Source organism: Nostoc sp. UHCC 0870, assembly GCF_022063185.1.
Taxonomy (GTDB): Bacteria; Cyanobacteriota; Cyanobacteriia; order Cyanobacteriales; family Nostocaceae; genus Trichormus.
In genome coordinates this window covers 20,351-38,744 of the sequence record NZ_CP091915.1, presented here as the reverse complement: position 1 = coordinate 38,744, position 18,394 = coordinate 20,351, and the positions used below count along the sequence as shown (strand labels likewise).

Annotated in this window: 19 protein-coding genes and 2 pseudogenes; 10 read left to right on the top strand and 11 right to left on the bottom strand. The window is 41.3% G+C overall.

Annotation, left to right across the window (positions count from 1 at the left end):
* Window positions 1-122: 122 nt before the first annotated feature.
* The 5 genes and pseudogenes from L6494_RS28490 to L6494_RS31020 all read left to right on the top strand — a co-directional run bounded on the left by L6494_RS28490 (window position 123) and on the right by L6494_RS31020 (window position 3,916).
* A complete protein-coding gene (locus tag L6494_RS28490) occupies window positions 123-311 on the top strand; it encodes a hypothetical protein (RefSeq protein ID WP_237997271.1) in 189 nt (62 codons plus the stop codon).
* Window positions 308-487, top strand: a pseudogene (locus L6494_RS28485) (tyrosine-type recombinase/integrase); the annotation flags it as partial. The gene L6494_RS28490 and the pseudogene L6494_RS28485, both read left to right, overlap by 4 nt.
* Window positions 488-669: 182 nt before the next feature.
* Window positions 670-1,734, top strand: a complete 1,065-nt coding sequence (locus L6494_RS28480; RefSeq protein WP_237997268.1) for an AAA family ATPase — start codon at window positions 670-672, stop codon at window positions 1,732-1,734.
* The gene (locus L6494_RS28475) at window positions 1,724-3,496 is read left to right on the top strand and encodes a vWA domain-containing protein (RefSeq protein WP_237997267.1); all 1,773 of its coding nucleotides are present in this window, start codon (window positions 1,724-1,726) and stop codon (window positions 3,494-3,496) included. Before L6494_RS28480 ends, L6494_RS28475 begins: the two co-directional genes overlap by 11 nt.
* Window positions 3,497-3,622: 126 nt before the next feature.
* Window positions 3,623-3,916, top strand: a complete 294-nt coding sequence (locus L6494_RS31020) for a hypothetical protein (RefSeq protein ID WP_330911094.1) — start codon at window positions 3,623-3,625, stop codon at window positions 3,914-3,916.
* A gap of 105 nt (window positions 3,917-4,021) precedes the next feature.
* Here the strand turns inward: L6494_RS31020 and L6494_RS28470 are convergent, their stop codons facing one another.
* The 3 genes and pseudogenes from L6494_RS28470 to L6494_RS28460 form a co-directional block, all read right to left on the bottom strand.
* Window positions 4,022-5,182, bottom strand: a complete 1,161-nt coding sequence (locus L6494_RS28470) for a hypothetical protein (protein WP_237997265.1) — start codon at window positions 5,180-5,182, stop codon at window positions 4,022-4,024.
* A gap of 2 nt (window positions 5,183-5,184) precedes the next feature.
* Complete coding sequence (locus L6494_RS28465) at window positions 5,185-5,595, bottom strand: amino acid-binding protein (RefSeq protein ID WP_237997262.1); 411 nt, start codon at window positions 5,593-5,595, stop codon at window positions 5,185-5,187.
* 235 nt (window positions 5,596-5,830) lie between these two features.
* Window positions 5,831-5,995: pseudogene (locus L6494_RS28460) on the bottom strand (RNA-guided endonuclease TnpB family protein); the annotation flags it as partial.
* 4 nt (window positions 5,996-5,999) lie between these two features.
* Between L6494_RS28460 and L6494_RS28455 the strand changes: the two are divergent.
* Entirely contained in the window at window positions 6,000-6,179 is a 180-nt protein-coding gene (locus L6494_RS28455) for a hypothetical protein (protein ID WP_237997260.1), read from the top strand.
* 427 nt (window positions 6,180-6,606) lie between these two features.
* On the opposite strand, the gene L6494_RS28450 is transcribed toward L6494_RS28455, so the two are convergent.
* Window positions 6,607-7,734, bottom strand: coding sequence for a ParB/RepB/Spo0J family partition protein (locus tag L6494_RS28450; RefSeq protein WP_237997259.1), 1,128 nt, complete (start codon window positions 7,732-7,734; stop codon window positions 6,607-6,609).
* A gap of 9 nt (window positions 7,735-7,743) precedes the next feature.
* Window positions 7,744-8,532 carry a ParA family protein gene (locus tag L6494_RS28445; protein ID WP_237997256.1) on the bottom strand — a complete coding sequence of 263 codons (789 nt, stop codon included), beginning with the start codon at window positions 8,530-8,532 and terminating at the stop codon, window positions 7,744-7,746.
* Between the two features lie 1,033 nt (window positions 8,533-9,565).
* Here L6494_RS28445 and L6494_RS28440 point away from each other — a divergent pair.
* Window positions 9,566-10,507: a ParM/StbA family protein gene (locus L6494_RS28440; RefSeq protein ID WP_237997254.1), complete on the top strand. Its 942-nt coding sequence runs from the start codon at window positions 9,566-9,568 to the stop codon at window positions 10,505-10,507.
* A 9-nt stretch (window positions 10,508-10,516) separates the two neighbouring features.
* On the top strand, window positions 10,517-10,822 hold the full coding sequence (locus tag L6494_RS28435; RefSeq protein WP_237997252.1) for a hypothetical protein: 306 nt from the start codon (window positions 10,517-10,519) through the stop codon (window positions 10,820-10,822).
* A 10-nt stretch (window positions 10,823-10,832) separates the two neighbouring features.
* Here the strand turns inward: L6494_RS28435 and L6494_RS28430 are convergent, their stop codons facing one another.
* The 6 genes from L6494_RS28430 to L6494_RS28405 form a co-directional block, all read right to left on the bottom strand.
* Window positions 10,833-11,525, bottom strand: coding sequence for a hypothetical protein (locus tag L6494_RS28430; RefSeq protein ID WP_237997250.1), 693 nt, complete (start codon window positions 11,523-11,525; stop codon window positions 10,833-10,835).
* On the bottom strand, window positions 11,522-11,989 hold the full coding sequence (locus L6494_RS28425; protein WP_237997248.1) for a hypothetical protein: 468 nt from the start codon (window positions 11,987-11,989) through the stop codon (window positions 11,522-11,524). Before L6494_RS28425 ends, L6494_RS28430 begins: the two co-directional genes overlap by 4 nt.
* Before the next feature lie 3 nt (window positions 11,990-11,992).
* Window positions 11,993-13,036, bottom strand: a complete 1,044-nt coding sequence (locus L6494_RS28420) for a tyrosine-type recombinase/integrase (protein WP_237997245.1) — start codon at window positions 13,034-13,036, stop codon at window positions 11,993-11,995.
* A gap of 24 nt (window positions 13,037-13,060) precedes the next feature.
* Window positions 13,061-13,921, bottom strand: coding sequence for a hypothetical protein (locus tag L6494_RS28415; RefSeq protein ID WP_237997336.1), 861 nt, complete (start codon window positions 13,919-13,921; stop codon window positions 13,061-13,063).
* Between the two features lie 326 nt (window positions 13,922-14,247).
* Window positions 14,248-14,898: a DUF4276 family protein gene (locus tag L6494_RS28410; RefSeq protein WP_237997236.1), complete on the bottom strand. Its 651-nt coding sequence runs from the start codon at window positions 14,896-14,898 to the stop codon at window positions 14,248-14,250.
* The gene (locus L6494_RS28405) at window positions 14,895-15,983 is read right to left on the bottom strand and encodes an AAA family ATPase (RefSeq protein WP_237996705.1); all 1,089 of its coding nucleotides are present in this window, start codon (window positions 15,981-15,983) and stop codon (window positions 14,895-14,897) included. The genes L6494_RS28410 and L6494_RS28405 overlap by 4 nt, the downstream gene beginning before the upstream one ends.
* A 201-nt stretch (window positions 15,984-16,184) precedes the next feature.
* Between L6494_RS28405 and L6494_RS28400 the strand changes: the two genes are divergently transcribed.
* The gene (locus L6494_RS28400; RefSeq protein WP_237996703.1) at window positions 16,185-17,384 is read left to right on the top strand and encodes an AIPR family protein; all 1,200 of its coding nucleotides are present in this window, start codon (window positions 16,185-16,187) and stop codon (window positions 17,382-17,384) included.
* Between the two features lie 697 nt (window positions 17,385-18,081).
* Complete coding sequence (locus tag L6494_RS28395) at window positions 18,082-18,384, top strand: hypothetical protein (protein WP_237996701.1); 303 nt, start codon at window positions 18,082-18,084, stop codon at window positions 18,382-18,384.
* Window positions 18,385-18,394: the final 10 nt, after the last annotated feature.

The following is an 18,394-nucleotide window of genomic DNA, read 5'->3' as shown; positions in this document are numbered from 1 at the left end:
AACAAAATACAGATTTCAGTAGTTGCGGTCATATTTGTATGAGGTATTGAGCCGAGATGCGCGACGTGAAAGTTGTGCGTAGAGGCAGTAGCCTATTTTACTGAGGAGCCGTCTCCTCTAGTATGCAGCTTGCTGGTGCGATTGCGCGGCGCAGGAACAAAGTTCTTGTCGTTGATGCAGATCCGCAAGGAACAGCGACACGTTGGGCTGCCTCCGCAGAAGACGAAACTCCCTTTCCTGCTGGTGTAATAGGGTTGAGTGCTGCCAGCAACAAAGTCCACCGCGAAGTCAAAAAATTTATTGATGATTAAGGCATTCGGCGATTACGGCGGCTCTGGATGCGACGGATGGGAATATTAGAAAGGTGCAGAAGTTAAGCCGTCATGCTGACCCGCGCACGCTGATGATTTATGACGATAATCGGAATAAAGATTTGTGGGAAATGTCGGAGTTGTTAACTCTTATGTTGAAGAAGGATGCGGAGTGAGAAAAGTATTATTTGCCATTACGTATTATTTTGTATTTTTTGTATTACAATATGTGTAATAGTGTCTGTGATGCCTGATATTTCTATTAAAATTTGTGAATTATAGAAGTAGACGATGGATAAGTATAATCAAGCGAATTGTGAAATAATCCCAACGTTGGGACAGTATTTGTGAGTTAAGAATGAATCCAGCAATTACAGTCACCCAAAAACAACTCTCAGAATTTCTTCTCAATGTGGCGGTAGTGCGACCCGTGTTTATTTGGGGAGCGCCAGGAATTGGGAAATCATCTTTGGTAGAAGAATTTGCGGCTGAGGTGGGAATACCTTGCGTTTCACTACTTGGTAGTCAACTAGCACCAGAAGACTTAATTGGTGTACCGCAGATTATAGATGGAACAAGTCGCTTCTGCCCACCCAGAATAATTACACGAGAAGAACCATATTGTCTGTTTTTGGATGAACTTAACGCTTGTTCTCACGAAGTACAGAAGGCATTTTACAGCCTGATTCATGAGCGACGAATTGGTGAATATCATCTCCCTAAAGATTCAATTGTCATTGGTGCGGGTAATCGCGCTCAAGATAGTGCAATTGTGAAACCTATGTCTTCACCTTTGCTAAATCGTATGGTTCATGTTCATTTAAAAGTTTCCCATCGAGACTGGTTAGATTGGGCAAAAAATCATAATATTCATCCTTGGGTAATTGAATATATTCAAACTCGCCCAGATCATCTATGGAGTCAACCTCCTAAACATGAAGAACCTTTTTCCACTCCTCGTTCTTGGCATATGTTAAGTGATACTCTACATGAATACGGAGAACGCCTCACAGATCATTGGCTAGAAGTTCTCGCTATGGGATGTCTTTCTCCTCATCATGGAACCCAGTTCAAAGGTTTTATCAAACAAATTAAAAGTAAATATCAACTCACAGCTATTCTTAAAGGCGAAATTAGCTGGCCACACCAGCCAGAAGATAGAGATGTCCTTTATTTTTTAGCTCAATCATTCCGCGCTCAAATCATCAAAGAATTACCTCAAGAACGTCAAGCAATCACAGGTAGCCACAAAGACTTAGCTCATCGCGCCAAAGGACTACTCAAAGATTTAGCCGCTATCAGCTTTGAAATTGCCCAAATGGTGGTTTCCGAAACCGAGAAAGGAGATACTTTACCTAGTTGGTTAATGGTAGAAATAGTTAGAGACTTGCCACGTTTAGTCAAAAAAGAAAATGCCACGTAAACAGGAGCAAAAAGATATTGCTAAACTACAATTTGAGCAAGGATATAATATCTTGCGACAGCATCCAATTTTTACATCTTTGCTTTATCATGCTAATATTAATCGTCAAACGAGTAATCAATGTCCGCCAAAAAATTGGGCTGTCATTAATAATTTAGGTACAATTCATGTACATCCCACCCGACGGGGTTATCCTGAAGAATGGGTTTATGTACTAGCTCATTGTCTCTTACATTTGGGCTTTGGTCACTTCCAAGAACGCACCCATTTCCGTGAATGGAATGCCGCTTGTAATTATTTTATTGCTAAGTTTATGGCAGATTTAAAATTAGGAACTGCCCCTGAAGAATACCTTTTTCCCCTCAACTTTGCTAACCGCAATGAAGACAGTTTATATCAAGAATTTTGTGAGCGGGGTATTCCTGGAAATGACTTGGTTGATATGTTTATAGAAACTCCTAAAAGTCATTATTGGTATGCTAAAGTTGATTGGCAAGCTGTCTTTGGAGAAGGTTTAACAAAAGCAGTTACTAATGCTGTATCTGTAGCCGCAGGACAGGATATTTCTTTAGCAGGAGAAAGTAAAAATAATACTCCTGCACAAAAAGCTAAGGCTTGGTTTATTAATAGTTATCCTTTATTGGGAGCTTTAGCCACTAATTTTGAAATTATTGAAGATCCATTAATTTGTCAACGGTTAGAAATTTCTGTAGCAGCTATTGATGTAGAAAATCAGCAAATTTTTATTAATCCTGCCGGCGGATTAACTAATGAAGAATACCGATTTGTGATGGCTCATGAATTGTTACACGCCGGACTGAGACATGATACCCGTCGTCAAGGAAGAGAGCCTTATTTGTGGAATGTTGCTTGTGATTATGTGATTAATTCTTGGTTAATAGAAATGGGGATAGGTGAATTACCTCATGTTGGAGCATTGTATGATCCTGATTTGAAAAATTTATCTGCTGAGTCAATTTATGACAGAATTGTTAAAGATTTACGCCTTTATCGTAAACTAGCTACTCTCCGGGGAATTGGACAATGTGACATTTTAGAACCACAAATATCAGATTGGTGGACTTATGGTGATGGTATGGCATTGGATGAATTTTATCGCCGTTGTCTGAGTCAGGGACTTGTCTATCACCAGGAACAAAATCGGGGTTTTCTACCAGCAGGTTTAATTGAAGAAATTCGGGCTTTGAGTTATCCGCCAATTCCTTGGGATGTAGAATTAGCTAAGTGGTTTGATAATTACTTTTCTCCTTTAATTAAAGTCAGGTCTTATGCTCGTCTCAGTCGCCGTCAATCTGCGACTCCCAATATTCCCCGTCCTCGTTATGTACCCGATAGCAATCATGAAGAAGGTCGCACATTTGGGGTGGTTTTAGATACTTCTGGTTCAATGGAGCGGGAATTATTGGGAAAGGCATTGGGAGCGATCTCTAGTTATAGTATTTCTCATGATGTTTCTTTTGTGCGGGTCGTTTTCTGTGATGCTTTTGCTTATGACCAAGGTTACATCACACCAGAATCGCTGGCAGATAGAGTTCAAGTCAAGGGTAGAGGCGGTACTGTTTTACAGCCAGGAATTGATTTATTGGAAAGAGCCGAGGATTTCCCGAAAAATGGGCCATTACTAATTATTACTGATGGATATTGCGATCGCGTACACATTCGGCGAGAACACGCTTTTTTAATTCCTGTAGGTCGGCATTTACCCTTTATTCCTAAAGGTCAGGTTTTGAGAATCAAGTAAGCTGTTCATTCTATAACTATTCCCAAAAACGAGAGGATGTGCTAAGAGCGGTTGCTGCATCTCTAAGTGATCAGATGAATCAAAAGATTTCGGCATCAATCGATTCAGGATTCTACTTGGGGATGGGTGATTGTCCGAATTAGATTAGTGGCAGCCCCACTGAGTGAAACAATAGAAAGAGGTGTGATGACCGACCTAGAACCTGGTATACGACTGAACCGTTTTCAGGTTGATAGCTTACAGGCAGCAATCGATCTGATTTTGGGAACAGGGCTGATGGCAATGCGTAGCATTCTGTCAGGACAGACAGAGCCAGATTACCCTGAGCAGATCGCTAAAATCATTCTCAAAACACTGGGTGTCGCTGATGCTTGGTTGTTCGCGCTAGCGTCGCGAAGCAGGAAGAGAACGCTAAACTAATCAACAAGTTTGAGTAAGTTTAGATAAGTTTTTCGGAGCAGGAAAAGTTAGGAAGAGCGATGATGCAAAGTACCCAAACCACAACCGATGTAATCGCTTATATAATTAACGATTTCTGTTGGTTGCGAGGGTGAGTTTTTCTATTAGTTGATTTTTCAAGCTTTCAAAATAATTAACACTATCTTCAAGTTCAGAGGCTTTTGCATAGCGAATTAATGGTTCGAGCAACCAAGCTTCTGTGGGTGTCATTTCAGGTTCTAAGGTTAAGAGACGTATTTTGGTGTCTAGCCATTGTAAGCTAGAGGGAATATGAGATTCATGAGCATGACAGGTTTCCATCAATTGATCGAGAATTACCTCGAAATTTTCATCTTTTCCGTAAACCTTAATCATTTGTCCGACTTTAAATACATGGGAAGCTAATTCGCGGATTTCGGGTTGATGAGAATTTGCTAATATTTCACCGATTGTTAAAACCTTGAACTTACCTTGAGCATCGATTGACATTAATTGCCCTAGTAAATTAGTGCTGAGGTTAGCTAGGGCTTTATCAAATTCTATACGGGTAGGAGAAATGTTGGGAGCAAGTTCAAACCATGCTCCCTTTCCGGCTAAAATCTCACAACAACGTTCTCGTGAGGTGATGTCTCCGCCAGTGATTTGGGTTCTTCCTCTAGGCCCTGGTCGGTAAATTGTGTTACCTTCGCTACCTTCCCGTACACCAGTTTGAATTGTGACTCCTCGTAAAAATCGGGAGACGATTCGAGGCATAATATCAGGCCAAAGGTCGGCTAAACGACCGAATAGAGTAGCTTCTTCGATTTTTTCAATGAAAATTTGCCGAAAGCGTTGAAAGTAAATGCCGTTGGAAGATAAAACAAGGTAGGGAAATGGTAGTTCTGGTTGTGATAGTTCTCCTTGTTCGGATATGAGGATGAGTAATTCGACAACAGTGCTAATGATGCTTAAAAGTTGGTCGGGATTAGGACAGATAAGGACTATTTCTGGCAAAAAACCTAACTTATAGCAGCTAAGGAGGTCAGGTTTCAGAATTTTAGCAGTGGGGAAATATTTGATAGTTTCGCTAGTTGCGATCGCAATTTCTCCGCTTTTTTTCAAACTCTGGGAGCTACTGGAATTTTGTCGTTCCAGAAAATAAACTCGATCATCTACTTGTGTAAGTTGCTGAGTGAGATGATAAAAAAAACTGACTCCTAGTGCGCCAGCAGGTAGGATTCCCACACTATCTTTGATTAGGGAAACCACTGTTAGCTCTCCTCAATTGCAGCTATGACTTGATATGCTTTATCTAGATCGGAAACTTTCAGGATGAGGTGCATTTTTTCTCCCGGACGAGTCGAACTACCATAAGTATATTCAATGTTAATTTTCGCCCTAGTGAGCGATTGGGTTAATCGTGCTAATTGACCATTAACATCGGTAATCTCCACAGCAATGATATCTGCCTCAATTACGTAAAATCCCTCAGAAATAAGTAATTTTTTACATTTATCGGGTTCGCTAACAACTATCCGAATCAAACCTTGCTCAATATTATCAATTAGTGATATTGCTTCGATATTGATATTCTGATTTGCGATCGCGCTACTCATCGCAGCTAGACGACCGGGATAATTTTCTAAAGCTATGGTTAGTTGGCGTTGAATTTGGCAGTGCATAGATAATATATAGCCTCACCTTTAGAGATGTAGGCACAAAATACCAGTAAAAAAATAACTGAGTATCAATTAATTGCAGATGAACCACTATTTTAAGCTAAGTTGTAGCTATTTTTTCTGTAAACCTCTTCTACAGTGCTTGCCGGATCAGCTGTACGGTGACAAATTAAATGGCGTTGAGACAAATATTGCAGCAGAGGTTGCAAGCAGCGTTACAATCCGACTATTGACATACTCACCGACCTGAAGGTGCGGTGATTCTTGACGCTTCGCTGACAGATGCTACTGAAGTAGTCTTACTCCGTCTCTGCGTCCGTTTAGAGTCGTGGCAATGCCCTATCCCGACTTTATTTATATTTTTTGCTGCGTTCTCGTCTCGGTCGTGTTCAGTTCCACAATGTGATATGGGAATTAAAGCCGCATTAGAAGCTATTAATAAGGCAAAAATTACAGCGAGTGAAATTGATCTGATTGCTTATTGTGCAGCAGGAGACTATGATTACAGATTTTGGTCTCCTGCTGCCAAAATTCAAGATGCAATTGGTGCAGAACGCTATCGCCTGGGCGTTGGGCTAGGGTGTTGATTCTGTGTCTTTTTAGTGTTTTAAAATTCAGGCAAAGTATACGTCATGGGGATATTATATTGCAGGAATCGTTCTTGTTCTTGAGTCAAGTCAAGTCAAGTCGCTTCTCTACGTTCCCTGCGCGTTCGCGCAGCGTCCCGCAGGGTGTCGTTGGTCTATTAGCACAGATATATTTCTTTTGTTTTCTCTGGTAAAGACGCTAAACTAGTTCCTCATCTCAAACTCCCACATAATCTTCAAAAAGGCATACGATACTACCTGATGCTTGGGCAATTTTAATTGGTGTTGGTGCTACATCTACTGCCTTAAGGAAGTATGTGGGTTCTTGAGTCACCCATGTTCTGTTCTTAAGAATAATGTCAATTATTAACTTTATCCGAACCGTATTGGGAGTCTTCCACCTATTGTCCTAACTGATAAATACTATCTAAAGATTTTTTTGCTGACTCAAATTCTCAATTTCAAGTAATTTTTGTTGTAAAAGTGTTTTTAGTTCTTGAAGTTGTTTACTACTTGCATGAATTAAGGATGTCTCTGATAGGTGGCTAATTTTTTGAATGATAGACTTTACTTCTTTTGAGTCTGATTCAGTTTGCGTCAAATATTTAGCTTTAGTTTGTTTAATAAGTTCGCGTGTTTCTGGTACTGTAAGATTCTCTGCTAAAACTTTTTCTGTAATGTTAATACGTTCTTTGCGAGCGTTTTCTTCAGATGTATCTAAAGCTTTTGCAGATAGTGTTGATAGTGCCAAGGCGTGCGCTCCTTTCAGTCCCATCTGACGAATAGTATTTTTTAAATCATCAGGTAAGGATAACATCGGCATCAGATTAGATTTGACTGAAGCAGGATTTAATCCCAACTCTAGCAATGCTAAAAACAAATGTTGTTCTTCACCTATTACACCTAGTGATTCTAACCCTAGTTTTTGCTCATCTGTGTTTAAAACCACTAATTTTGTCAAGTCTTTGCTGTTCCCATCACGTTCTATACGTTTGAGGACAGTTGCTAGTGCTGTAGAAATTTCTTCCAAATTCAGTTCGGTTGATTTATGGATTTCTTGAACTATAGCTTCGGCTTTATCTAATGGATTTAAATCTTCAAATCCCAAAAAGGTAATTAGTGATGCTTGTGTCAAATCCTGGGGCATTGGTACGATAACAGCCCGGATTGATTTCCATCCTATTAGCTTTGCTCCCTCAGTACGTAATTGACCATCTAGCAATATGTAACGACCATTTTCCTGCACTACAAGAATGACTGGTGTAATCTGTCCGTGTTTTTGTAGCAGTCGAGCTTTAGCTTGAATGGATTCTGAAGTGATAGTTTGCCTGGGTTGGTTCGGATTAGGGTCAATTAATTCGAGATCAATTTCTACTTCCCCCGAATGGTTTTTTAGTTGTTCTCTTAAGGTTCGTAACTCAGTTTCAAGTTCAGGGGATTGCTTGATTCTAAGTTGTTCAATTTCTGCTTGCAGTTCAACAATTTTTTTTTCTTGGTCAGTTTTTTGAACTGCTCCTTTGAACTTTTCGCCTATTTGGGGTAGAACTTTTGCCATTAATCTTCCTCACTTGTTTTTGATCAATTGAATCACATCATCCGCAATTTGCTGGAAATCTTTACAAGCCGGATGTTTAGTTCTGTATTTGTGCAAAGGTAGTCCATGCGCGCTGGCATTTTTAAATTCATTAGAACTACGAATTTTTGGATACAGTTTAATATCTAACTGTTTTGCAATTGCTGGCAGTTGCAAATAATACTGCCTGTGCATTGCTACAGCTTCATCGTACATACTCGGTACAAAACCCAAAATGGGAGGCTTGGGATCTAACTGTAGTTCTTCAGAAGTGTTAATACACCATTCAACCAACTCCGCAGAACCTGAAATTGCTTTCATCTCAAGCTGTATCGGCACTAAAATATGAGTTGCAGCCGCTAAAGCATTTACGTTAAGCATCCCCAAGGTGGCTGGACAATCTATAATTACCAAATCATGTGATAAAGGATATTTTTGTAGCCTGTCTGCTAAAGTATATTCTCCTCGCTTGCGAATTACTAAATCATTGGCTATGTCTGCCAGTGATGGATGTCCTTGACAAACTTCTATTCTGGATTCATTCCATGCTGACGCTAAAACCCAGTCACCTTTAAAATCCTTTGATAAAACTTTGACTGTTGTATTTTCTGCTTCGGCTGCTTCCAAGCCACAAAATACATCGAGCGATCGCTGTGGATCTAAATCTAGTATTGCTACCTTATACTTACGCTGACTTACTTCATAAGCTAAATGTACAGATAAAGTGCTTTTACCAACTCCACCAGCATTTGCTAGAACTGCAATAACTATTTGTGTCATTCAAAATACCTCATTCAATGGAAAGCATTAGATATTGTTAGTAAGCAAGCCCCTTTAGATATAAGGTTGTGGGCAACGAAGAAACTTTTGTGCAGAGGGGTCTTTTACTGGAAGCAAGTTATTGTATAAGCCTTAATTGCATTAGCGTACCACTTCGTGGAAGCAAGCTACGCGTAGCGTCTGTCTACGACACGCTCCGCGTTGGCGTAGCCTCTCGGAGAGAACGTAGAGAAGAGGAATGTAGTCCATAGGCCTTCTAGAACTTCCCCGGAAAAGTCACAATTATCATACATTGTTTTTATTTAAAATTTTTGAAGAAGGGTTCAGAAGTCAGAATACCCTTTCAGAGAAGCAAGCGACAGACTTACCACTTATTTTAGACAGCTAAATTTTCGATGTAACGTGGGTCTTAAAACCACTGACGTATGTATTCTATCTCTAGAAAAGTTAGATTGAAAACTTCTGCCTCTCAGCAACAGTTTGAATAACTGTGAGAGTCAAACCAATTCGCAATGGACTAACGTCCCGCTACGCTAACGCAATTGCAATCAGTGGGGGCTTGTAGCTTGCTTGCCGTAGGCTACCCACCACTGATTGTTCCCTGCGGGACGCTACGCGTTCGCGTAGCGTCCCGTAGGGAAGACCGCTAAATTGAGAATTTAGCGGGGGCTTGAAACCCACATAATTACCAATTACCAAGCTCCGTTCAAATTCTTCCCTTCTGCCTTATTTACGTTGAGTGTCGTATTTTAAAATACGACAATATTGATTGCATGAAAGTACCCTAATGATGGCAAATGCTATCTATTTCTGTTTAAAAATTACTGTCATTCAACATTGTTTTTGTAACGTCCAAAAAAACAGATTAACCGAGTTTTCAATTGTAACACCCTAGTAGGGTATATATAGGGGTCATATATACCCTAAGAATAAAATAGAATTATGAGGGAAAAATAGCCCCTATATAGGGTATATTTAGGGGATGCTTAGGGTATATTAGAGCCAGCAAGATTTTGTACCCCACTTAACCCCCATGTCAAATATTCACAACTTACAAAAAATTTTTCCGGCAGGCTTTGATAACGGTTACGGCAGTCTAAAACTTTTAGTGGATGGCTTTGAAGTAGTGCGCGTCCCCAGCTATATTTCCACAGCAGAAATGGAAGATGTACCAGGAAGAGTAATTCTCAATGGCAATGCTTACACAGTTGGGGAATCAGCGTTCCGAGCCGGAAATCATTTTGAGCGCAACACAGATAGCAATGAAAACAAAGTCAAGAATGCACTGACAACATTGTTGGGAGCATTAGCACATCTGCCACACCGTAAGGCGTGGCATTTAAAATTAGTAGTCAGCTTACATGATGTAGCTCTAGCAGAGAATTTGAAGAAAGTATTAAATGGAGAATACCAGCCAATACTGGCGGGGAAAGCATCATTAGTAAAGATAGAAGTGCTGAAAGTAGTACCAGAGGGGATAGGCGCATTGTATGGGCAGTCACTTCCCAAAAAATTAACAGTGTTGGACTTTGGCAATGGCACAACACTATATTCGCGTTACAGCCAAGGAAAGCGAGAAGTTCACACCCCCTACCCCATAGGTGTAGAAGTTCTCATCGATGAAATTGCCCAAAAAATGAAACATCTGAATGGAGGAAAAGTCGGAGAGCCATCGAAGATTAGATATTGTCTGGAAATGGGGCATACCAGATATAGTCGTGACATCGATATCAAAGATATCTATAGTGCTTGTTTAAAAGATTGGTACGAGAAATACCTGAAAAAAATAGTGAGTATGGCACTTGATGCCAAACACACTGGAGATGAAATTTGGGCAATTGGTGGAGGGTGTCTGTTACCTGGGCTGAAGAAACTGCTAGAGAAGAACGGATTCACAGTGTTGGAGAATCCAGTAGAAGCGAATGCCTTTGGACTGCTATCAATGGCAAAAGCGATTGTTAGTAAGAATGGGTAGGTGAAAACAATGGCAGAGAATCAAGACAAGACCCCAGAAAAAATCCGCATCAAAGATAGTTATCGGGAACGGATATATGCCGAATCACAATACCTAGATAAAAGTTATCTAGAGACGCTTTACTTTATTATCGATTGCTATTTTGCCTTTAAAAAAGGAGCGTTCCCCATGCAACAAGCAGTTCCCCACTCAACAGTGTTTACCCCTGTGACGACAAACCAAAACCAACCACAGCACCCTTCTCTAACTGCACCGACACTCGAAACAACAGAAGATTCAGATAGCGACACATTTACCCTGGATTTTGATTTGTGAAGGTTAGGCTCTACTGGCTGGGTTGAGCCGAACTTTGAGGAAAATCAGCGATTACCCAGACAGCCTCGCTGTGATAAAAATCGCCACGTTGCTCCAATGTAAAACCACCCAGTAACAATCCTAACCAAACCTCCACCATCGGCATTTTCAATCCTCGTTGTAGTAAGGGAAGTGTAATTTCATCTTTGACTTGTGTAAGATAGAGAGCGATCGCACTTTGCCATTTTTGGACATCTTCATCACCAGCCAACTGATGAACATCTTCTACAGTCTCAATTTCAAGCATTGCCAAGACATTCTCTTTCTCAACAGGCGCGGCGACTGAATCACTGTTTTCAGAGGGATGAGTAAACTGATGTGGCCCATGAGGTCTAAAAGTCTGCGGTGCTGGTTCTTCGATTAGGTCATCCAAATCAAGCTGCATTGTTGTACGCACTAACCCAGCAAAGATATCCGTGCTGACAACCGGCCCCAAAGTATCGTTCTGAGCGCGGACATCTGACAACAGTAAATCAGCACGGGATTTGAGAATATCTGCAATTTGGGAAAAGGCTTGTGCGGCGGTTGATAATTGTGCTTCCACAGATAAACTTTCAAGCTCGGCATCTAAACAATCCCAGACGGGAGCAAGAGTTGATGTCGGTGGAGCTTCTGACATCTCATCTAGCACATCCCAAATTGTTAATTGGCGATAGCTGGTCATAATTCAGGATGTAACGGGCAAGGTCGGACTGGGCAATGGGATGGGCTAATCTCAAACATATCCTTATATTGGTGGAGGGAAACACCATATTGTTTAGCAAAAGCCTGCAACACCATATCTGTATAGGTGCGGATTTTACCAGCAGTTAGACCAAAGCAGTGGATTGGCTCTAACCGACAAATAGGCTTTTGTCCTAGCCATAGTTCTGCACCCAAAGCGTGCAATGGCTTATCCCCCGGTTCTTTATATAAATACAGTACGGCAAAATATGTTTCTGGCGGTTCAACTGTGATGTTATCCAGTTGTGCCGAGTCATCTTTGGTGCGTCGGCGGTAAAACGAACGGCGATTATGACAGACTTTGGGATTCCAGCAGCCATCACCTTCTGTCCCATGCAGCACTTTAGCCTTAGCTGTTGGTAGCTTCGCGCATAATTGGCATTTGGGGTCTAATGGCTTGGGCATAGACTACTCTGCTTCTTCCCCTATTGCACGATAGTAAGCAGCGATCGCCGCTTCTTGTTCACTCCGCAGAGTATACCGTCGGAACGCTCTCTCGCTTTGATGCCCGGTCAGTTTTCGTGCGTGGCTGGGGTCAACGCCTAACAGCAATAAGTCAGTGGCGTAGGTATGGCGGAACTGATGGGGATGCAAATCTTCAATACCAGCTAATTCACCGATTTTTTCTACAGCAAAGTAAATCCCGTGATAACTGAGCCTTTCGCCCTTATATGAGGCATGATGCGAAATCATCAACGGCGTGAGGCTGTTTAGTTCTTCACCCCCAACTGAGCGCGATCGCAAATACGCCGCTAATACTTCTCTGCTTTCCTTTCGCAATGGCACTAAGCGCGGTTCATTAGTTTTAGTATCAGGTAAAAACAGCAGCTTGCCATCAAATGAGCCTACATTTAGCTGTACAACTTCCCCGGCGCGGAGTCCGTGGCTGAGTATGTGGACAAGTGCGGTATCTCGTTGTTTTGTTTCTCCCAATAATTCTAAAGCTGACCACACTCGCTCCACCTGTTCATCAGTTAAGCTTTGGGCTGGTGGAAGAGGCACTTTTTCTAGCTTAATCCCTAGTGTGGGGTTAGTTGCAATTATGTCTGGATATGTATAACACATCCATTTAAAGAAGCTTTTGAGCGCAGCAACCCCAGCATTGATACTGCTTTTTGACAGGGGTTTTCCTGAATCAGTTTTTACTTCATCGCGCAGATATTCCTTGTATAACCCCAGGTGACGTGGGCGTAGCTCATGGTAATGCAGTTGTGTCCATCCCAAAAACCGCTTCAATTCGCGCTCATACATTTTGCGACTGTTAGGCGCAAGATTGGTGCTGCGTAAAAACTCCAGTACCTTTATCCATCGAATATCTGTGGGTGGTGTGATCTTTTTGGATATGCTACTTAGTTTTGTAGCACTCTTAGCAGATGCCGCCGGCTCATTTTCGAGTGGGATGAGTTTAATCGGTGGTAAGGAATTTTTTTCTAAACTATCAGGAGATGGCATTTTCCTAAGAAAGAGAGTGAATAATTATAGACCCGCTTGGGTGAATGCTTGAGAGAAATCATCAATCAAATCCAAACTTTCTGCCCATTGTGTCAAGTATGTGTAGTCCAAAGTTTCTGCCTGCAACTTCAGTATTCCCAGCACATCGCGCCACTGCTTTTCAGATTGACTCCCTTTTCCCCAACACAATTTCTGTAAAATGGTATCTTCTGCCGAAGCCACCCAAAACGGAGGTATTCCTTCTAAGTCTATTAATTGGCGACGCGCCATCTGGGAAACTGAAAACGGCGAAACATCACTTATATATAAGTCGGCATTAGCAATAGTTTCAGTATGGGTAATATTTAGCATTCGTTCACTTCCTTGCTTTAACCCCTCAACTGCGCCTGCCGGACAATAGTACCCCGCACCTTCAAGTGTTGCCACCAACAAATTGATTTTCTGTGGTTGTACTTCAATCACCAAATCTAAATCACGAGTCGAACGTGGCTCTCCGTGTAAAGAAGCGGCAACACCACCACTGACATAGTACAGAATATTATTTGACTCAAAAATTTGGTGTAGCTCTGCTGCTAGCGTTATCGAATCCTGAATCCACATTTTTTCATCATTTCCTTGAGGCTGAAAATCACCCCTAAATTTTTCTGCTAGTACAGCACGGATAAACTCATGACGAATTTTCTCCACAGATGCTCCACGATGCCGAAATTTAATTCCTGTCAGGCAAAGTTTTTTGACTCCACGCTCATGAGCCATGAACATTTCTAAGCGTTGGGTCAGCGAGAGTTTCCGCAGGCGAATGAACAGATATATATCTGCTTCAATGTTCGTATCGAATGCTTGTGACCGGTAATTCAGATTTGGATATATTCCCGTACTACGCAAATCGGCATTTGCCCCTTTCAAAGTTGCCTTTATAGTGGCTTCCGCAATCCGAACATTTTGATCCACAACTGCGCTGACTCCAAGTTTTTGCTTTCAGTGACACCAATAATACCACAGTAGACCCAAAATAAGTAACCCTTATCTTTTGTACGATATAAACTCCGATTAATACCTTTTTCCTAGGACACACGATACTTTGGATGCGAATTTAAGAGGAAAATTTCACTTAGTCCGCACGAATTTCATTTAGTCTGCAACAAAGGTTGCCCAAACCCTTATTCTTGCGTTAAAAAATTTCACTTAGTCTGCAAACCCACAAAATCCAGTCAGCTGGAAATGAGATTTTCCAGACGTAATAACCATTGGTGAAAATGTTGACATTCCTGACGTATGGTATCCAGTCCAATATCGAGAGCCAGCAGCGAACCATGTAGTGCTTTGTCATATCCCTTGCAACAATTACGAATTCGTTTGGATGGTGCTTTCTGTGGATGATCATTAATATGTTCAGGAGAAGGAAAGGCATGACGTTCAGCTTGTAGAATACTCACCACACCTTCATCAAACCACAGGGAAAAAGCGTCTGGCTGACTGTATAGCAGCCCTTCAAATTCATGTACCAGCAAATTCGGGATAAAATTTTTGTGACCAACATCCTTGCCCATCTCCCGTTCTAGATGTTCAGCCTTCTGAAATGGGTCCTTGGTTTTGGGTATGGAATTGCTCCCCGGAAAATCATTAGGCAAGGCATACATATCAAACATGGTAGTGACGATAGCCGTTTTGTCTTCCAGGCACTTGCGATTTAATTGGGGCTTGATTTTGGCATAGCTCACCACACCACCTTTACCAGTGGAACTGGTTTTGACGAGAATCGGATTGAGGTAGATATTTTTGGCTAGAAAATACCCGTAGAGCAGTTCTCTGACAAAAGTTTCTTCGGTTTGTCCTTCCACGAAAATATTGACTCGAATCATCGTGTAGGTCTCCCGCCCAGGAGGTTTTTGAGCCAAAGCTCACCCAAGCTATAATCCAATAGCCAAGCTTCTAATTCCTGCTGATTCAGCCTGCGAAGGCAGGAAGTCCCTTCATTACGGTCTACAACAATGACATCGTTGGCTTCAAATTCGTTGAGCAACTCGACGGACTGAGTAGAAACAATCACTTGTTTGGAGGCAGTACGCATCAAAGAAGCCAGCACGGTAATAGCATAAGGATGAAGTCCTAATTCTGGCTCATCAACGAGAATTGTTGCTGGTAGGAGGTCTTCAGGTTGTAGAAAAACCGTTGCTAGACAGATAAAACGCAGCGTGCCATCCGAAAGCAAGTGAGCCTTGAAAGGAATATCTTGCCCCCGCTCAAACCATTCCAACTCAATAATTTCCTTGTTTTGTGGAGCAGGACGCAGAAAAAAGTCACCAAAGAATGGAGCAACAAGTCGAATGGTTTTGACAATTCTTTGATAATTTACTGGGTAGGTGTCGCGCAATAGATAGAGGAAGGATGCAAGGTTACGTGCATCAGGACGTAGGTAAGCATTGTCATTGATTCCATGAGGCTGTTTGATGTAGGCACTCTCACTAGTGTCATGAAAATGATAAACGCGCCACTGCTGCATGGCTTCTAAAACGGATTCATCAATTCCCGTTCTTGTGCTGGTCAAAGCCTTTGTCTCGAAATGACCTCTACCTATTTGATACTCACCACTCATGTTGCACCAAAAGGATTCCTGAGTGAACATCAAGCGATTATCCTTGGTTGGTTCAAGGGTAGCGAAGTATCCATTATTGCCGAAGTATAGCTGCCACTCTAATTGTTCCGTTGTTTTCCGCCCAAAATGCAATAAAGCATCAGGACTGCCCTGACGACTAACAAACACTTGCAGGTTTTGCTCAAGCAACTGTCCAACCATGCGGAAGAAGCCAATAAAATTAGACTTCCCCGCCCCATTAGAGCCTATCAAAATGTTAAGTCTGGATAATTCAAGGTCACATTTGGCGATAGACTTGAAGCCTTTTAAAACTATTCTCGACAGTTGTTTGTCACTGTTCATCCCCGTCATAGAAAAGTCTCCTCATAGACAGGCTTTTTATCTGCTGCTTTCATCAGCCTAGTTAGGCTATTACTAATAATACCTTGAAGGAGCTCATGGGCTAGTCATCTCTTACGTTGCAAGAATCAGCTTGCAAGCCTACACGCTATCTTGTACTCAGGTCAGTGTAGGTAGTTGACTATAATTGTGTATGCTGTTTAAAAACAAAATATGCCAAAAATTTATCGGTTGAAAATAGACAACTATGTCAGTGCGAACAACCACTGCATGATTGCTACCGTCCATGTAGATACTTTCCCAACAGACTTACCTTTAGAACCCAACATTAGAGAACCGAACAAAAAAAGTGCGACATACAGACAAATATTTGACTCAGTGACGACTCAACCAGAAAAATTCTTTGAGCGTCACAGTGGAATTGTGCTGTGTGCCAACAAGGTTAAACCCACCAAAAACAAAACTGAACTAGAACTAGAGGTATTAGAAGCGTGTGAGGGTGGCAGTGACGGGATTATTAATGGAGGGCATACAGTTTTAGCGTTTGAGCAAGCGAGAAATTATAAATATGACCTAACCGAAGCTAGGGTCAAAGTGACCATCCACATTGGACTAACGGAAGAAGAAGCCAAAGATATAGCATTGGCATCAAATACAACGGCCCCGGTGGATGCACGTTCTAAAGTGAACGCCAGGGGAGATTACAAATTTGTCAAGCAGTTTTTAGCCAAACTGGAACGAGAGGAAGAAACAAAATTCCGCATCGCGTACTATCAAAACCAAACCGGTGCGCCCAAAAGTCCCCAGTGCAATGTGAATCATTTAATCAAATTGATGAACTGCCTGGACAGAAACAGATATAATCCTGAATCTAACAAGAGAACCAAACATCCTCCTGTGAGCAACACACCAAGCTTAAGTGATGCGGAAAGAGAAAGATTGACTCTTTTGTTACCTCTGCTACCCAAAGCTTTATGGCTTGAGCAAAGAGTATTTGAAATTATTCAGGAGCATATCACGAACCCCAGAAGAAAGGGAGTGAATGACTTGGCATCAATAGATACACGAAAAAATACGCTTCTGCCTGACAGTCGATATTCTTTTGGGTTTAGTGCGCCGGCGGATATTGCTATGCCCATTGTTGCTGCCTACCGGGTGTTTTTGGATGAACAGTACAACTGGATAATACCTTTCGATGAGTTTGCTGAGGATTTTGTACAACATTTGTGGACAAACTATTACAAAAAATACTTGGTGTCGGAGAAATTGGCTCTTAATACAGTAGGAAGCAAAATCTGTCGCAATCCAGAGATTTGGGACAGTCTCTACGTCTCGGCTCAAAGCTATCTCAATCAGCACTTGATGAAGATGGTGAACTCGAAAGGGCGCGAAGAATTAAAGCTTGCTAATTAAATCAGTAAACAGTTATCAGTTACCAGGAGTTCAGCGAAGCCTCACTCGATCTGCGTATCGGCGTAGGCTTAAACCCAGGATTTAACTGTTGACTATTCACTGTTAAAGAGGGAATAGGGAATAGGGAATAGTTTTTTCTATTTCTTGTTCCCTTATCCGAATCAGAGAACCTTACTTTTGTAGGAATCATATTTGATTTATATTTGAGATTTTGTGACTGAGATTTAAATATAAAACAACAGAATTATACTAATAAAAACTAATGAGATTTACAAAAAGATTAAGATAAACAAATCTGATATTTTCAAGTATTTAAAAATGTAAAATGGCGATAATTGCTGAATAATTTATGTTATAAATAGAGAATAAATCATGCAAGTATCTAAATAAATACTATGCACCCAATAGAGTTTAAGAAAAAGTGGGAATTAAGCTATCAACAACTTGCATCTGTCCTCGGATACGAAAGTGACTATACTGTTCGCTGCTGGGGAATGAAAGGAAAGTTTAAGCGAAACCCTCAAAACGTTGTTCACGTAGCGTGCAGTCTTTTAGACGAAAAATGGTCAAGTCAGGGCAAGCAGCTAAAATCTTGCCTATAAAATTTTTTTGATATTTTAGTTGCATTTGCGACTTGCCCGCCTAGTTAAAAGCGGGTATTTTTATATGCAGTGAAGTTCTAAGAGATGCAGAAAGAATGGAAACAGGAGGGCTAATCTGCCAATATGAAGAACTAACAAGACCACAAGTAGCGGCGATGATGAAGCCACAGGTTAGTGCCAGGCAATTATATGCGTATTTGAATATAGCGCGTAAATATATCCCAGAGTTTAAGAAGTTCAATAATAGAAGAACAGGGGGGATAAATGGTTATGCAAAACTATACGAATATCATGTTCCGGCACTACAAGAAATTCGGACACTAGCGAGGGAGCATACATTAGAAGAAATAGAGGATGATTTTAAAAAAAGAGTTTTAGCTGAAACAAAAAGCTGCTGAGGGAAGAAGT

Excerpts from the sequence above, each read along its gene's own strand:
- L6494_RS28490 (WP_237997271.1), top strand. The coding sequence starts at position 123 with ATGCAGCTTGCTGGTGCGATTGCGCGGCGCAGGAACAAAGTTCTTGTC.
- L6494_RS28480 (WP_237997268.1), top strand. The coding sequence starts at position 670 with ATGAATCCAGCAATTACAGTCACCCAAAAACAACTCTCAGAATTTCTT.
- L6494_RS28475 (WP_237997267.1), top strand. The coding sequence starts at position 1,724 with ATGCCACGTAAACAGGAGCAAAAAGATATTGCTAAACTACAATTTGAG.
- L6494_RS28465 (WP_237997262.1), bottom strand. The coding sequence starts at position 5,595 with ATGCACTGCCAAATTCAACGCCAACTAACCATAGCTTTAGAAAATTAT.
- L6494_RS28455 (WP_237997260.1), top strand. The coding sequence starts at position 6,000 with ATGGGAATTAAAGCCGCATTAGAAGCTATTAATAAGGCAAAAATTACA.
- L6494_RS28450 (WP_237997259.1), bottom strand. The coding sequence starts at position 7,734 with ATGGCAAAAGTTCTACCCCAAATAGGCGAAAAGTTCAAAGGAGCAGTT.
- L6494_RS28445 (WP_237997256.1), bottom strand. The coding sequence starts at position 8,532 with ATGACACAAATAGTTATTGCAGTTCTAGCAAATGCTGGTGGAGTTGGT.
- L6494_RS28440 (WP_237997254.1), top strand. The coding sequence starts at position 9,566 with ATGTCAAATATTCACAACTTACAAAAAATTTTTCCGGCAGGCTTTGAT.
- L6494_RS28435 (WP_237997252.1), top strand. The coding sequence starts at position 10,517 with ATGGCAGAGAATCAAGACAAGACCCCAGAAAAAATCCGCATCAAAGAT.
- L6494_RS28430 (WP_237997250.1), bottom strand. The coding sequence starts at position 11,525 with ATGACCAGCTATCGCCAATTAACAATTTGGGATGTGCTAGATGAGATG.
- L6494_RS28425 (WP_237997248.1), bottom strand. The coding sequence starts at position 11,989 with ATGCCCAAGCCATTAGACCCCAAATGCCAATTATGCGCGAAGCTACCA.
- L6494_RS28420 (WP_237997245.1), bottom strand. The coding sequence starts at position 13,036 with ATGCCATCTCCTGATAGTTTAGAAAAAAATTCCTTACCACCGATTAAA.
- L6494_RS28410 (WP_237997236.1), bottom strand. The coding sequence starts at position 14,898 with ATGATTCGAGTCAATATTTTCGTGGAAGGACAAACCGAAGAAACTTTT.
- L6494_RS28405 (WP_237996705.1), bottom strand. The coding sequence starts at position 15,983 with ATGACGGGGATGAACAGTGACAAACAACTGTCGAGAATAGTTTTAAAA.
- L6494_RS28400 (WP_237996703.1), top strand. The coding sequence starts at position 16,185 with ATGCCAAAAATTTATCGGTTGAAAATAGACAACTATGTCAGTGCGAAC.
- L6494_RS28395 (WP_237996701.1), top strand. The coding sequence starts at position 18,082 with ATGGAAACAGGAGGGCTAATCTGCCAATATGAAGAACTAACAAGACCA.